We start from the raw sequence: 15240 nt of genomic DNA on the forward strand, positions 1-15240 counted from the left end.
GGTGTCAGCCAGCATCGCATAGTTCGGCATCGCTCAGCGCGCGCCTGTCGTCCCGCCTGTCGTCCCAATTCCCATGCACCAGATCGAAATGCTGCAGGATGCGCTGCGACAGCCAGTCGATCCGCCCCGGAAACGGCCCGGTCGGAAAGCCGACGTGGCCGCCGGTGGCCGGATACTCGAGCGTCACCGCGCCTGAGGCCGCCGTCGGCAAGTGCACCCCCGGCAAGAATGGATCGTTGCGCGCATTGAGCACCAGCGTCGGCACCGTGATGGCGTCCAGCACGTGACGCGCGCTGGCGCGGTGCCAGTAGTCGTCGGTGTCGCGGTAGCCGTGCAGCGGCGCGGTGACTACATTGTCGAACGCGTACAGGTCGCGCGCGGCCAGCAGCGCAGCGCGGTCGAACAGGCCGGGAAATTGTTCCAGCTTGGCCAGGCACTTGGGTTTGAGCGTTTGCAGGAACATCCGGGTGTACAGCATATTGAAACCGGACGACAGCGCCGCGCCGCCGCGCGCCAGGTCAAGCGGGGCCGAGACCGCGCACGCTGCGTCAACGATCGATGCGCCATGGCCCGATTCGCCCAGCCAGCGCAGCAGCGCATTGCCGCCCAGCGACACACCGGCCGCGTAGAACACCCCGTCATGACGGGCGCGCAGGGCGCGCACGATCCACTCGACTTCCGCCGCGTCGCCCGAGTGATAAAAACGCGGCGCCAGATTCGCCTCGCCCGAGCAGCCCCGGAAATGCGGCACCACGCCCGACCAGCCGCGCGCGGCGATCGCCGCCATCAACGAGCGTGCGTAATGACTGTTGGATGAGCCTTCGAGCCCGTGAAACAGCACCACCAGCGGCTGGCCCGGCTGGCCGTCGACAAAATCGAGATCGACGAAGTCGCCGTCCGCACTGGCCCAGCGCTCGCGCCGGTAGGCGACGGGCGGCTTGGCGATGCAGGTCGCCGGATAGATGGTTTGAAGATGGCCGCCAGGCAGCCAGCTTGGTGCGCGGTAGGGCATGGGAAACAAGTTAGCGCAAGAACGTCGTTCCAGCGAAGGCTGGAACCCAAGTCCGATGCATAGCCAAGAGGTTCACAGTACCGGACATCTCGAGCAAACTTGGGTTCCCGCCTCCGCGGGAACGACGTGCGGACGCCTGCGGGGACAGGAAATACAACAAGATTAGTGGTTCTTGAGCACCGTGCCTGGCGCCAGACGATAGCCGGTGCCGCAGTACGGGCACTTCGCGTCGCCGTGGTGGTCGAAATCGAGGAAGACGCGCGGGTGCGACGACCACAGCGGCATGGCCGGGTTCGGGCAGTGCGCCGGCAGGTCTTTGGCCGTGAGTTCCACGATCGGCATCGTCTTTTGGGTCATCTGGTGTCTCCGTCTGGCAGGTGGGCAAAGACAGGATTCTAACGGATTCGCTCTATTGTCGAAATGACCGTAAAATAATGCGCTCAACATATTGAGCTTAAGCGCCCCTTTATCAAGTGGCGACACCCCCTGTCCATGCGTTTCATGCCCGCCCGTTTCAAGACCGCCGCTGTCGTACCAGCCGTCATGTCGACGCCTGTACGTTGCAAAAATGCAACGCGGGCATGCCCGTGAACGGCGGCGAGCCGGCCGGCCAGTCCCCGGTCACTCTCGGCGACGCACCCAATCCCGACGCATTCCGCGAAGGTTTCAAGACCGGCTTGCCGACCCTGTTCGGCATCGCCGCCTGGGGCCTGGTGGTGGGCATCGCCATGGTCAAGAGCGGCCTGTCCGTGCCGCAAGCGCTGGGCATGACCTTACTGGTATTCGCCGGCTCGGCGCAGCTGGCGTCGCTGCCGCTGATTGCGGCCCAGGCGCCGATCTGGGTCATCTTTGCCACAGCACTGGTGGTCAATCTTCGGTTTGTGATCTTTTCTGCACTGCTTGCCCCGCACTTCGCGCACCTGCCGTGGCGCCAGCGCCTGTATCTCGGCTATATCTCGGGCGATATCTCCGTCGCGCTGTTCTTGCAGCGCTATCCGAGTCCGACGCCGGCAATCGGTAAATTGTCGTACCTGAAAGGCTTGATGTTCCCGAACTGGGGCGCATGGCAGACCGGCTCGGTGATCGGCATCTTCCTGGGCAGCGCCGTGCCGGCCGAGTGGGGTCTTGGGTTTGCCGGCACGCTGGCCATCCTCTGCATCATGGTGCCGTTGATGATCAACCATGCGGCCCTGTGCGGCGTGCTGGTGGCGGGCGTGGTCTCGGTGCTGGCCTACGATTTGCCGTACAAGCTGGGCTTGCTGCTGGCGGTGTTGGTCGGTATGGTGACTGCGATGGTCATCGAAGAAACAATGGACAAGATAAAGGCGCGCCGTGGCTGATTGGGAAATCTGGGTCGTGATCGGCGTGCTGTGCGTGGCCACGGCCGCCACGCGCAGTTCGTTCTGGCTGATCGGCCACCGCGTGTCGATCCCGCCACGGGTGCAGGAAATGCTGCGCTACGCGCCGGCCTGCGCATTGGCGGCCATCATCGGGCCCGATTTTTTGATCGATCAGCAGGGCGAGGTGCAGTTTACGCTGGCCAATCCGAAGCTGCTGGCGGGGATCGCCGCGTTCGCGTTTTACGCGTGGCGGCGTAATATGTTGTTAACGATTTTATTCGGGATGCTGGTGTTTACAGCGCTGCGCGTCCTGCACATTTTCGGCGCCGCAGGCTAATGTACAATGACGTTTTTTCACTATTGCCACGCTGACCAATGGACGCTTCTCGCCGTTTCACCCGTTTGCAAGACCTGATCGATCAACATGCCCTGCAGGGCAAGCGCGTCTTCATTCGCGCCGACCTGAACGTGCCGCAAGATGACGCTGGCAATATCACCGAAGACACGCGCATTCGCGCTTCGGTGCCGGCGATCCAGGCCGCCATCAAGGCGGGCGCGGCAGTGATGGTGACGTCGCACCTTGGTCGTCCGACGGAAGGCGCGTTCAAGCCGGAAGACAGCCTGGCGCCAGTCGCCGCGCGCCTGTCCGAGCTGCTCGGCCAGCCTGTTGCACTGAAACAGGACTGGATCGACGGCGTCGACGTCGCGCCGGGCGCGGTCGTGCTGCTGGAAAACTGCCGCGTGAACGTGGGCGAAAAGAAAAACAACGACGAACTGGCCCAGAAGATGGCCAAGCTGTGCGACGTGTACGTCAACGATGCCTTCGGTACCGCGCACCGCGCCGAAGCGACCACCCACGGCATCGCCAAGTTCGCGCCGATCGTCGCGGCCGGTCCGCTGCTGGCTGCTGAACTCGACGCACTCGGCAAAGCCCTCGGCCAGCCGCAGCGCCCGCTGCTGGCGATTGTCGCCGGCTCGAAAGTCTCGTCCAAGCTCACCATCCTGCAAAGCCTGGCCGACAAGGTCGACAACCTGATCGTCGGCGGCGGCATCGCCAACACGTTCATGAAGGCCGTTGGCCTGAACATCGGCAAGTCGCTGGTCGAAAACGACCTGGTGAACGAAGCCAAAGAGATCATCGAGAAAATGGCTGCGCGCGGCGCGCAAGTGCCGATTCCCGTCGACGTCGTGTGCGCGAAAGAGTTCGCCCCGACCGCCGTCGCCACCGTCAAGCTCGTTGCGGACGTACAGGACGACGACATGATCCTCGACATCGGCCCGCAGACCGCCGCCATGCTGGCAGAGCAGGTCGCCAAGGCCGGCACCATCGTCTGGAACGGTCCGGTTGGTGTCTTCGAATTCGACCAGTTTGCCGAGGGCACCAAGACCCTGGCGCTGGCCATCGCAGGTTCACGGGGCTTCTCGATCGCCGGCGGCGGCGACACCCTGGCCGCGATTGCAAAATACAAGATTGCCGACCAGATCGGCTACATTTCGACCGGCGGCGGCGCCTTCCTCGAGTTCCTGGAGGGGAAAACGCTGCCAGCGGTCGATATCCTGCTGCAGCGTAGCGCGCAGTCATAACAATGAGACCCAAGCGCAGCTACCCGCTGCGCTTTGTTTTTTACAAGGACAATCTATGTACCGTGGCACCAAGATCGTTGCAACCATCGGCCCAGCGTCGACCGACTTCGATATTCTCGTCAAAATGATCCGCGCCGGCGTCGACGTCGTGCGCCTGAACTTTTCGCACGGGAAGGCCCAGGATCACATCGACCGGGCAGACTTGGTTCGCCGCGCTGCTGCGGAATGCGGCCGTGAAGTGGCCATCATGGCCGACATGCAGGGCCCCAAGATCCGCGTCGGCAAATTTGAAGAAGGCAAGATCTTCCTGACCAATGGCGACCGCTTCATCCTGGACGCCAAGTGGGGCGAAAACGGCGAACTGGGCAACCAGGAACGCGTGGGCTTGGACTACAAGGCGCTGCCGCGCGACGTCAAGCCGGGCGACAAGCTGCTGCTCAATGACGGCCTGATCGTGCTGGTCGTCGACCGCGTCGCCGGTCACGAAATCTGCACCACCGTCAAGGTTGGCGGCGAGCTGTCGAACAACAAGGGCATCAATCGCCAGGGCGGCGGCCTGACCGCGCCGGCGCTGACCTCGAAGGACATGGAAGACATCAAGACCGCGATGAGCTTCCAGGCCGATTACCTGGCCATCTCGTTCCCGAAAAGCGCGACCGACATGGAAATGGCGCGCCAGCTGGCCAATATCGCCGGCGAGCCGTACGGCCACAAGCCGATGATGATCGCCAAGATCGAGCGCGCCGAAGCGATTCCGCTGTTGCAAGAGATCCTGGACGCGTCGGACGGCATCATGGTGGCCCGTGGCGACCTGGCCGTCGAAGTGGGCAACGCCGCCGTGCCGGCGCTGCAGAAGCGCATGATCCGCATGGCGCGCGACTCGAACAAGCTGGCCATCACCGCGACCCAGATGATGGAGTCGATGATCGTCAACGCCGTGCCGACCCGCGCAGAAGTATCGGACGTTGCCAACGCCGTGCTCGATGGCACCGATGCCGTCATGACGTCGGCCGAGACCGCATCGGGCAAGTACCCGATCGAGACCGTCGAGATGATGGCCGCAGTCTGCCTCGAAGCCGAACTGTCCGAGTACAACAAGGTCGATGCCGACTTCTTGAACAAGGAATTCACCCGCATCGACCAGTCGATTGCCTACGGCACGCTGTTCACCGCACATCACCTGCGCGTGAAGGCGATCGTGGCCCTCACCGAATCGGGCTCGACCGCATTGTGGATGAGCCGTCACAGCATCGACACGCCGATTTTCGCCCTCACCCCGCTCAAGACGACGGAGCGCAAGGCGGCGCTGTACCGCAACGTGCGAGGATTCCACCTCGAGCAGGAAGGCGGCAGCCACGCCGTGCTGCGCAAGGCGGAAGAGCTGTTGATGAATCAAGGGTTCGTGCGCAAGGGCGATCTGATCGTGGTGACCTGGGGCTCGCCAATGGGCGAAGCCGGCGGCACCAATGCGCTCAAGATCGTGCGTGTGGGCGAATATGATTAACGGGAAGCGGCGCGCCGCCTGATGCGTCCACGGCATGCCGCTTGTGTGGCATGCCGCGCTCGGCGGCTGTCGCTTTCCGACAGGTTTCTTTATTGTTTGGAGTACTACCATGGCACTCGTATCACTGCGTCAGTTGCTGGACCACGCCGCCGAAAACGGCTATGGCCTGCCAGCATTCAACGTCAATAACCTGGAGCAAGTGACGGCCATTATGGCTGCCGCCGACGCCTGCAACAGCCCGGTGATCATGCAAGCGTCGGCCGGCGCGCGCAAGTACGCGGGCGAAGCGTTCCTGCGTCACCTGATCGACGCTGCGGTCGAAGCCTACCCGCACATTCCTGTCGTCATGCACCAGGACCACGGCCAGTCGCCGGCGGTCTGCATGGCCGCGATCCGCTCGGGCTTCACCTCGGTGATGATGGACGGTTCGCTCGAAGCCGATGGCAAGAGCGTGGCCAGCTATGAATACAACGTGGCTGTCTCGCAAGAAGTCGTCAAGTTCGCGCACTCGATCGGCGTGACCGTCGAAGCAGAACTGGGCGTGCTCGGTTCGCTCGAGACGATGATGGGCGACAAGGAAGACGGCCACGGCGCCGACGGCGCCATGACCCGCGAGCAGTTGCTGACCGACGTCGACCAGGCCGCCGACTTCGTCAAGCGCACCGGGTGCGACGCACTGGCCATTGCCATCGGCACCTCGCACGGCGCCTACAAGTTCACGCGCAAACCTACCGGCGACATCCTGGCGATCGACCGCATCAAGGAAATCCACGCGCGCATCCCGAACACCCACCTGGTGATGCACGGTTCGTCGTCGGTGCCGCAAGAGCTGCTGGCAATCATCCGCGAATTCGGCGGCGACATGAAAGAGACCTACGGCGTGCCAGTCGAAGAGATCCAGGAGGGCATCAAGCACGGTGTCCGCAAGATCAATATTGACACCGATATTCGCCTGGCGATGACGGCGGCGATCCGCAAGTACATGTTCCAGAACCCGTCGAAGTTCGACCCGCGCGACTACCTGAAGCCGGCGCGCGAAGCCGCGATGGACGTGTGCAAGGCGCGCTTCCTGGCATTCGGTTGCGAAGGCCAGGCTGACAAGATCAAGCCGGTCCCGCTGGAAAAGATGGCCGAGCGTTACAAGGCTGGCGAGCTGGCGCAGATCGTTCAGTAAGCGTCACCACCGCCCCCGAACAACGTCGTTCCCGCGAAGGCGGGAATCCAAGTTTGCATGAACCGTGGTTAAGTTTGAGCTTGCCACTGCGCTGAATAACTTGGGTTCCCGCCTCCGCGGGAACGACGCTTTGAGGGCGCGGGGCGAGTATCAAGGTCCGTGGTTGGCCGACGCCCCACCGTTTTGACGTAAAATATCGCATTGACCAGGCCATACCGCCTGACTTTCTCAACCGGCGGCCCGTTCCGCCGGTTCCGCTTTCCTGATACCCCATCTATGAACAGCCTCTACCAATCCTCCATTCAGTCCCTGCCACTGCTCGGTCACGGCAAGGTGCGCGATAACTACGCCGTTGGCGACGACAAGATCCTGATCGTCACCACCGACCGCCTGTCGGCCTTCGACGTGGTCATGAACGAGCCGATTCCCGGCAAGGGCAAGGTACTGAACCAGATGAGCGATTTCTGGTTCGAGAAGCTCGGCCACATCGTGCCGAACCACCTCACCGGCGTGGCGCCGGAGAGCGTGGTCGCGCCGAATGAGGTCGAACAGGTTGCCGGCCGCGCCGTCGTGGCCAAGCGCCTCAAGCCGATCATGGTCGAAGCCGTCGTGCGCGGCTACATCATCGGTTCGGGCTGGAAGGATTATCAGCAAAGCGGCGCCATCTGCGGCATCCAATTGCCAGCCGGTCTGCAACAGGCCGAAAAGCTGCCGGAGCCGATCTTCACCCCGGCCGCCAAGGCCGACCTGGGCGAGCACGACGAAAACATCTCGTTCGCCCAGATGGAAGAAAAAATCGGTGCCGAGCTGGCTGCGCAAATGCGTGACATCAGCATCAAGCTGTACACCACCGCTGCCGAATACGCCGCCACGCGCGGCATCATCATCGCCGACACCAAGTTCGAATTCGGCCTCGATGACAACAACGTGCTGCACCTGATGGACGAAGTGCTGACCGCCGATTCGTCGCGTTTCTGGCCAGCCGATTCGTACGCGCCGGGCATGTCGCCGCCGTCGTTCGACAAGCAGTTCGTGCGCGACTACCTCGAGACGCTGACCGAGTGGCCAAAGACCGCGCCGGCGCCGGCGCTGCCGCAAGATGTCATCGACAAGACACAGGCCAAGTATTTCGAGGCCATCGAACGCCTGACCGGCGAAAAGCTGAAGGCCTGAGCGATGAGCGAGCAGCAAGTCAAACCACTGGTCGGCGTCATCATGGGTTCGTCGTCCGACTGGGACGTGATGCAGAACGCGGTCGCGATCCTGAAGCAGTTCAATATACCTTTTGAGGCATCAGTCATCTCGGCCCACCGCATGCCGGACGAGATGTTCACCTACGCCGAGACCGCGCGCGCGCGCGGCCTGCGGGCCATCATCGCCGGCGCTGGCGGCGCGGCCCACCTGCCTGGCATGGTGGCCGCCAAGACCATCGTGCCGGTGCTGGGCGTGCCCGTGCCGTCGAAGTATCTGCGTGGCGAAGACTCGCTGCTGTCGATCGTGCAGATGCCAAAAGGCGTGCCGGTGGCGACGTTCGCCATCGGTGAAGCCGGCGCCGCCAACGCGGCCCTCACCGCCGTGGCCATCCTCGCCGCTGGCGACGACGCGCTGGCCGAGCAACTGGAGCAGTTCCGCCGCGACCAGACCGCCGCCGCCCAGGCGATGACTTTACCTGTTTGATCCGATGACCCAGCCGCAGCAGACTTCTTCTCCGTACCTTCCATCGGCCGAGCCGTCAACCTGGCTCGGCGTGATGGGCGGCGGCCAGCTTGGCCGCATGTTCGCGCACGCCGCGCAAAGCATGGGCTACAAGGTCGCCGTGCTCGAGCCAAGCGCCGATTGCCCGGCCGGGCAGGTTGCCGACCGCACGATCGAAGGCGCGTATGCCGATGCGGCCGCGCTGGCCAAACTGCGCGCGCTGTGCGCGGCCGTGACGACCGAATTCGAGAACGTCCCGGCCGACAGCCTGCAGCTGCTGGCCGAAGGCAGTTTTGTCGCGCCGGCCGCGTCGTGCGTGTCGATCGCCCAGGACCGCATTCTTGAAAAGCGCTTCTTTGTCGAGTGCGCGCCCACGTCGAAGGTGATGCCGGCGCCGCACAAGACGATCGCTTCGCACGCCGACATCGACGCCATCGACGACGATCTGCTGCCGGGCATTTTGAAAACCGTGCGCATGGGTTACGACGGCAAGGGCCAGGTGCGCGTGCGCACGCGCGACGACGTGCGCGCTGCCTTCGACGGCATGGATGGCGTGACCTGCCTGCTCGAAAAGATGCTGCCGCTCGCGTACGAGGTGTCGGTGCTGACCGCGCGCGGCCACGATGGCGCCTCGGTCGTGTACCCGATTGCCGAGAACGTGCACCGCGACGGCATCCTGTTTACCACCACCGTGCCGGGCCCGAACGTGTCTGACACATGCGCACGCCAGGCGCAGGATGCGGCGCGCGCCATCGTCGCCCAATTGGGTTACGTGGGCGTGCTGTGCATCGAGTTCTTCGTGCTGGAAGACGGCACGCTGGTCGTCAACGAAATGGCGCCGCGCCCGCACAATAGCGGTCACTACACGTTAGATGCGTGCATCACGAGCCAGTTCGCGCAGCAGGTGCGCGCGATGGCGCGCCTGCCGCTGGGCGACGTGCGCCAGCATTCGCCGAGCGTGATGCTCAACATCCTGGGCGACGTCTGGTTTGAAGCAGACAGCGACAGCGCGCGCGAACCGGCCTGGGACCGCGTGCTGGCGCTGCCGGGCGCGAACCTGCACCTGTACGGCAAGGACGATCCGCGCCGCGCCCGCAAGATGGGCCACGTGACCTTTGTCGCGCCAACCCTGGCAGAGGCGCAGGAGCATCTGCGCGCCGCCTGCGCCATCCTCGGCATCGACGCATAATATGCAAGACCAGCAAATCGACCAGTCGGTCATCGACACCGCCGCCCGCCTGCTCGAAGCGGGCGAACTGGTCGCTTTCCCGACCGAAACCGTGTATGGCCTGGGCGCCGACGCCGAAAACCCGGCCGCGGTGGCCGCAATCTATGCCGCCAAGGGCCGCCCGCAAGATCACCCGGTGATCGTGCACCTGGCCCCCGAAGCCCCGCTTGACTACTGGGCCTGCGACATCCCGCCAGAGGCCACCGCGCTGGCCGCGGCCTTCTGGCCCGGCCCGCTGACGATGATCCTGAAACGCGCCGCCAACATCCCCGATGCCGTCAGCGGCGGCCAGGACACGGTGGGGCTGCGCTGCCCATCGCATCCGGTGGCGCTGGCGCTGCTGCGCGCCTTCAAGGGCGGCAAGGGCGGCATCGCCGCGCCGTCGGCGAATAAATTCGGGCATGTCAGCCCGACGCTGGCCGATCACGTGGTCGACGAATTCGAACTGGACGATACCGTGGCGATGGTGCTCGATGGCGGCCCGTCGCAGGTCGGCATCGAATCGACGATTGTCGACCTGTCGCGCCTGGCCACGCTTGGTCCGGTACTGTTGCGGCCTGGTCACATCAGCGCCGAATCGATTGCCGCCGTGATCGAGCGCGTCCCGAGCGCGCCGGACGCCGCCGCACCGCGCGCTTCGGGTACGCTCGAATCGCATTACGCGCCGCACACGCCAGTGGCGATGCAGGAACGCAGCGTGCTGCTCGAGACGATCGCGCAACTGCACGCTGCCGGCCGCAAGGTCGCGCTGATCCACGTGAGCACGATGCCCGAGACCCATGCCGCGCAACGCCTGCCGCCACGCCCGGCTGGCTTCGCCCATGCGCTGTACGCCGCGCTGCGCGCGCTGGACGGGCAGGGCGCCGACGTCATCCTGGTCGAAGCACCGCCGCAGCATGGCGAGTGGCTCGGCGTCAACGACCGCTTGCGCCGCGCCGCGCACGGTTCCACCGGCATCGTCCACGGTTTGCTCAATAGTCAGCCAAAAGTTTAACTTATATCAACGAATCAATTGATGTGGGATAAGCACACTGCATATTGCCAGCCACCGTTACAAAATCGCCTCTTTCTGCAGAGAAAAGGCTGGTTATAATCCGATCCCGACAGCCAGACCCGTCCATTCCAACCGATGCGAATCGCAACAACCATTCCTGCAATGGATTTTGCTATACATGGGAAATGAACGCTGGCATAGTAACGAAGCGGCGAATAGCACGAGCGTTCGTTTAGAAAAAATTCAACTCAGGAGACACAATGCGTCAAACCAAATTTGCGCTGGCCGTGCTGACGGCAGCGCTGCTGACCGCGTGCGGCGGCGGCACGAGCCCAGCCGGTGGCGACCAGGCCACCAAGGTCACGTTCACCAACCAGGTTTCCTTCGGCGACAGCCTGTCGGACGTCGGCACCTACCGTGTCGGCGCCGTAGCGGCGGCCGGCGGCGGCAAGTTCACCATCAACGGTGACAGCACCGCCAAGAACGAAGACCTGAACGGCAAGATCTGGCTTGACTTCATCGCCGCCCAGCTGAAACTGCCGGCGCCATGCGCGGCGCAGACCGGCCTGCAGGGCGACGCATCGCTGGGCTTCTCGGTCCCGATCGTCAACCATGCCAATTGCTTCAACTACGCCCAGGGCGGTTCGCGGGTGATCAATCCGATCGGCCCGGGCAATGCCGCGACCGGTTCGCCGATCGGTGAAATGACCACCCCAATGGTCACCCAGATCGCCAACCACCTGGCCAAGACCGGCAACAAGTTCACCGGCACCGAGCTGGTGACGGTGCTGTCGGGCGGCAATGACGTGCTGATGCAACTGGCCGCCGTGACCAACGCCGGCACCGCTGCCGGCGCGCAAGCCTTCGCCGTCGCCCTGGCCACCCGCCTGGGCGCCACCGCCACCAACCCGCAGACTGCCACCCAGGCCATCCTGGCCGCAATCGCCACCGAGAATGCCCGCCCAGGCAAGACCGATGCGACGCTGGTCGCCGCTGCCGTGCGCGCCGCCGCCACCCAACCAGGCAACTCGGCGATTGCTGCGCCAGCCGTGTATGGCCCGATCGTGGCCGCTGCACAAGCCGATGGCACTGCCGCCGGTAACACCGCTGCGGGGGCCTACGCCACCGCAAACGCCACCGCGATGGTGACGGCGCTGGGCACCGCCGGTGCGCAGATGGCCGGCCTGGTCAAGACCGAACTGCTGGCCAAGGGCGCGAAGTACGTGATCGTCGCCAACCTGCCAGACGTGGCCAGCACGCCGACCGCGAAATCGCGGCCAGCCGCGATCCAGTCGCTGGTCGCCGCCATGGTCAACGCGTTCAACACGCAGCTCAAGGCCGGCCTGGGCGCCGACGATGCGCGCGTGCTGTACTCGGACCTGTACACCGTCAGCAATGACCAGGTGAAAAATCCTGGCCCGTATGGCCTGACCAACACCAGCACGCCGGCTTGCGCCGCCAATGCGCTGGGCACGACCTCGCTGATCTGCACCGCCAACAACACGGTTGCCGGTGATGTGAGCCGCTACATGTTCGCCGACGGGATCCACCCGACTCCGTTCGAGAACGACCTTATCGCCCGCTACGTCTTCAAGGACATGGCCATCAAGGGCTGGCTGTAAATCAGGTTATCGACAGCGGTGGGCCTGCCCCTGGCGGCGGGCCCTCACACATCTATCAGGAGAAGTCATGAAAGTTCGTTTCAACAGCATCGCTAAAGTCGCGGGTGTGGCTGCCGCACTGGCGTTCGCCACCGGCGCCTCGGCACAGTCGGCCGGCCAGATCACCGCCAAAGTCGGTTTCAACCGCCTGATGCCAAAAGTCGAAAGCGGCGACATCAGCGCGCCGGCACTGCCAGGCACCAAGGCCGACGTCGGCAACGACATGCAGCCAGTGCTCATCCTCTCGTACAGCTTCACCGACAATCTCTCGGTCGAAGGTGCGCTTGGCACGCCCTACAAGCACCAGATCTACGGTGCGGGCGCGATTGCCGGCGTGGGCTCGGTAGGCACGGTCGAGGCGCTGCCGCCGACCGCGTTCTTCCAGTACCGCTTCTTCGCGCCGACCGCGGCCTTCCGTCCGTTCATCGGCGTGGGCCCAACGTACGCGTACTTCATGAAGGAACGCGGTTCGGGCAAGCTGACCTCGATCACCAATCCGGGCAGCGACGTGCCAACCACCTTCAAGATCGACAACAAGCTGACCTACAGCGCGCAAGTGGGCGTGGCGATGAACTTCGACGAGCGCTGGTTCGCCGACGCGACGATCATCAAGACGCGCCTGCGCACCGACGTGCACTTCTCGACCGGCCAGACCCAGTTCATGAAACTGGATCCGGTGGCGATCGTGCTGGCGGTGGGTTACAAGTTTTAAGCGCGGCGCGAGCCGTGTGACGAGAGCCCGCCTAGTGCGGGCTTTTTTGTGTGTGTTGGCAGCAGCCCGTCGCTCCCGCGGAGGCGGGAACCCAAGTTGCGTGCGCAGCCCACTACGTTTGATGCAAGTGGTCGTTTAAAACTTGGGTTCCAGCCTCCGCTGAAACGACGTGCTGGCGTCAATGGGGCACAATCAATGCACCGTACTCGCGTACTGTGTGAACAAGTCGGCGCTGATCGCCCGCTGGTACAGGAAGCCCTGGTAGATATGGCATCCTGCATCGGCCAGAAACTGGCGTTGTCCATGTGTCTCGACGCCTTCCGCAATCACCTGCAGCCCCAGGCTGTCGCCGAGCGCGATGATCGAGCGCACGATCGACGCGTCGTTCTGGTCGGTGAGTACATCGCGCATGAACGAGTGGTCGATCTTGAGCTGGTCAAGCGGCAGCTTGCGCAGGTAGGCCAGCGACGAGTAGCCGGTGCCGAAGTCGTCCAGCGAAAACGACAGGCCCTGGCGCTTGAGCGTGGCCATCGTGTGCGCTGTTTGCGTGAAGTCGGTCACGACCAGGCTTTCGGTCAGTTCGAGCTTCAGACTTGAGGGCTGCACGCCTGTCTCGGCGAATATCGCCTCGAGCACCGCCACGAAATCGTGTTCGGTAAACTGGCGCGCGCTGACGTTCACCGACAGCGTCAGGCCGGCCGTGTCGGGATGGCGCTGCCAGCGCGCCAGCTCGGCGCAGGCGGTGCGCAGCACCCATTTGCCGATCTCGATGATGATCCCGCTTTCTTCGGCGGCGCGAATGAACCCCGCCGGCATTAACACCTTGCCATCGGGCTGGCGCCAGCGCAGCAGCGCCTCGGCGCCGATCACGCGGCCCGAGCGGTCGAGCTGTGGCTGGTAGTGCAGGATGAATTCATCGTGCTGCAGCGCGCGCCGCAAACCACCTTCGAGTTCGGCCCGGGCCGACCATGCGGCCTGCGCCGCCGGATCATGAAAGCGAAACGTGTTGCGCCCGGCCGCCTTGGCCTGGTACATCGCGGCGTCAGCCTGGCGCAGCGTCGATTCGACCGTGTCATGCGTGCCGCACAGCGTGACCACGCCGACGCTGACCGACAGGGTGTAATGCAGCTCGTTCAGCTGGAACGGCGCGGCCAGCGCGGCGACCACTTTCGCGGCCACCGTCTCGGCCTGCAGCGCGGCCGAATCGCGCGAGTCTTCCACCGGCTGGATCAGCACCACGAACTCGTCGCCGCCCAGGCGTGCCACCATGTCCGCTTCGCGCACGCAGCCTTCGAGGCGGCGCGCCACCGCCTGCAGCAGCAGGTCGCCGGCGGCGTGGCCCTGGCTGTCGTTGAGGTACTTGAAGTTATCGAGGTCGCAGAACATCAGCGCGCCGCAGTGGCCGGTGCGCGCGCTGCCGATCAGGGCGCGGCGCAGGTGGTCGAGCAGGTTTACGCGGTTGGGCAGGTCGGTCAGGTGGTCGAAGAACGCAAGCCGGAAGATGCGCGCTTCGCTGATCTTGCGCTCGCTGATATCGCTGGCGATCACGAGGATTTTCTGGCCTGCGCCCGTGGCCGCATCGGGCGCCAGCAGGGTCCAGCGGGTGTCGGTGTCGACAGCCGACCCGTCGCGCCGCACATGGGCCAGTTCGCCCGACCATTCGCCTTCGGCCAGCGTCTGCGCAAACGCGGCTTCGTACATTGCCGGCTCATCGCACAACAGCTCGCAGAACCGCCTGCCGACTGCCTCCTGGGCGCTCCAGCCATACAGGCGTTCAGCGCCCTGGTTCCAGTAGCTGATGCGCGAGATCATGTCCATCGCGATGATCGCATCGCGCGCCCGCTGTAGAAAGGACGCCTGCTCGAGAATCACGAGATCGGCCTGTTTCAGGCGCGTGAAATCGGACAGGAAGCCTTCGAGCCGGCCTGGCTCGCTGCCGCGCAGATTCAGCGCGCCCTGTTCGCAGAGCCAGCGCACGTCGCCGGCGGCGGTACGGATGCGGTACGTGACCTGGAATGGCTGCCCAAGGTGCAGGGCATTGGCCACCGCGCCGTGCACGCTGGCGCGGTCCTCGGGCAGGATGATGCTCGCGAACGACAGGCCAGGGTGGCCGGTGAAGGCAGCGGCCGAATAACCAGTGAGCTTTTCCACGCCGTCGCTGATGAACTCCATGCTCCAGTCGTCATCGAAACGACAGCGGTACGCGGCGCCAGGCAGGTTGCTGAGCAACAGGTCGAGCGACAACACTTGTCCATCGTCGGGTACGGACGGATCGGATACAGGGTGCGTCAAGCTCGTACCTCTCAGGCGAGGAGAAAAATGCATCGACATGAGAC

Annotated in this window: 14 protein-coding genes; 11 read left to right on the forward strand and 3 right to left on the reverse strand. The window is 64.2% G+C overall.

Annotation, left to right across the window (positions count from 1 at the left end; all coding sequences use genetic code 11):
- Positions 1 to 4: 4 nt before the first annotated feature.
- On the reverse strand, positions 5 to 1012 hold the full coding sequence (locus AB2N08_RS05475; protein WP_367609854.1) for a YheT family hydrolase: 1008 nt from the start codon (positions 1010 to 1012) through the stop codon (positions 5 to 7).
- Positions 1013 to 1174: 162 nt separating this feature from the next.
- Positions 1175 to 1369, reverse strand: a complete 195-nt coding sequence (locus AB2N08_RS05480; RefSeq protein ID WP_343026248.1) for a zinc-finger domain-containing protein — start codon at positions 1367 to 1369, stop codon at positions 1175 to 1177.
- Positions 1370 to 1593: 224 nt separating this feature from the next.
- Between AB2N08_RS05480 and AB2N08_RS05485 the strand changes: the two genes are divergently transcribed.
- The 11 genes from AB2N08_RS05485 to AB2N08_RS05535 all read left to right on the forward strand — a co-directional run bounded on the left by AB2N08_RS05485 (position 1594) and on the right by AB2N08_RS05535 (position 12904).
- Positions 1594 to 2352, forward strand: a complete 759-nt coding sequence (locus AB2N08_RS05485; RefSeq protein ID WP_367609623.1) for an AzlC family ABC transporter permease — start codon at positions 1594 to 1596, stop codon at positions 2350 to 2352.
- Entirely contained in the window at positions 2345 to 2689 is a 345-nt protein-coding gene (locus tag AB2N08_RS05490) for an AzlD domain-containing protein (protein ID WP_367609624.1), read from the forward strand. The genes AB2N08_RS05485 and AB2N08_RS05490 overlap by 8 nt, the downstream gene beginning before the upstream one ends.
- 38 nt (positions 2690 to 2727) lie before the next feature.
- A complete protein-coding gene (locus tag AB2N08_RS05495) occupies positions 2728 to 3936 on the forward strand; it encodes a phosphoglycerate kinase (RefSeq protein ID WP_367609625.1) in 1209 nt (402 codons plus the stop codon).
- Positions 3937 to 3991: 55 nt separating this feature from the next.
- A complete protein-coding gene (gene pyk, locus AB2N08_RS05500) occupies positions 3992 to 5440 on the forward strand; it encodes a pyruvate kinase (protein ID WP_367609626.1) in 1449 nt (482 codons plus the stop codon).
- A gap of 109 nt (positions 5441 to 5549) precedes the next feature.
- Positions 5550 to 6614 (forward strand): class II fructose-bisphosphate aldolase, encoded by a 1065-nt coding sequence (gene fba, locus AB2N08_RS05505; RefSeq protein WP_367609627.1) that lies wholly within the window; start codon positions 5550 to 5552, stop codon positions 6612 to 6614.
- A 276-nt stretch (positions 6615 to 6890) separates the two neighbouring features.
- The gene (locus AB2N08_RS05510) at positions 6891 to 7787 is read left to right on the forward strand and encodes a phosphoribosylaminoimidazolesuccinocarboxamide synthase (protein ID WP_367609628.1); all 897 of its coding nucleotides are present in this window, start codon (positions 6891 to 6893) and stop codon (positions 7785 to 7787) included.
- Positions 7788 to 7790: 3 nt separating this feature from the next.
- Positions 7791 to 8291, forward strand: coding sequence for a 5-(carboxyamino)imidazole ribonucleotide mutase (purE, locus tag AB2N08_RS05515; protein WP_367609629.1), 501 nt, complete (start codon positions 7791 to 7793; stop codon positions 8289 to 8291).
- A gap of 4 nt (positions 8292 to 8295) precedes the next feature.
- Entirely contained in the window at positions 8296 to 9498 is a 1203-nt protein-coding gene (locus AB2N08_RS05520) for a 5-(carboxyamino)imidazole ribonucleotide synthase (protein ID WP_367609630.1), read from the forward strand.
- A 1-nt stretch (position 9499) separates the two neighbouring features.
- Entirely contained in the window at positions 9500 to 10531 is a 1032-nt protein-coding gene (locus AB2N08_RS05525) for an L-threonylcarbamoyladenylate synthase (RefSeq protein ID WP_367609631.1), read from the forward strand.
- A 260-nt stretch (positions 10532 to 10791) separates the two neighbouring features.
- The gene (locus AB2N08_RS05530; RefSeq protein ID WP_367609632.1) at positions 10792 to 12153 is read left to right on the forward strand and encodes an SGNH/GDSL hydrolase family protein; all 1362 of its coding nucleotides are present in this window, start codon (positions 10792 to 10794) and stop codon (positions 12151 to 12153) included.
- A 67-nt stretch (positions 12154 to 12220) separates the two neighbouring features.
- Complete coding sequence (locus tag AB2N08_RS05535) at positions 12221 to 12904, forward strand: OmpW/AlkL family protein (protein ID WP_367609633.1); 684 nt, start codon at positions 12221 to 12223, stop codon at positions 12902 to 12904.
- Between the two features lie 192 nt (positions 12905 to 13096).
- Here AB2N08_RS05535 and AB2N08_RS05540 read toward each other — a convergent pair whose 3' ends face one another.
- Positions 13097 to 15196 carry a putative bifunctional diguanylate cyclase/phosphodiesterase gene (locus tag AB2N08_RS05540; RefSeq protein WP_367609634.1) on the reverse strand — a complete coding sequence of 700 codons (2100 nt, stop codon included), beginning with the start codon at positions 15194 to 15196 and terminating at the stop codon, positions 13097 to 13099.
- Positions 15197 to 15240 lie beyond the last annotated feature (44 nt).

Origin of the sequence: Massilia aurea, assembly GCF_040790145.1 — a bacterium.
In the GTDB taxonomy this organism is placed as follows: Bacteria; Pseudomonadota; Gammaproteobacteria; order Burkholderiales; family Burkholderiaceae_D; genus Telluria; species Telluria aurea_C.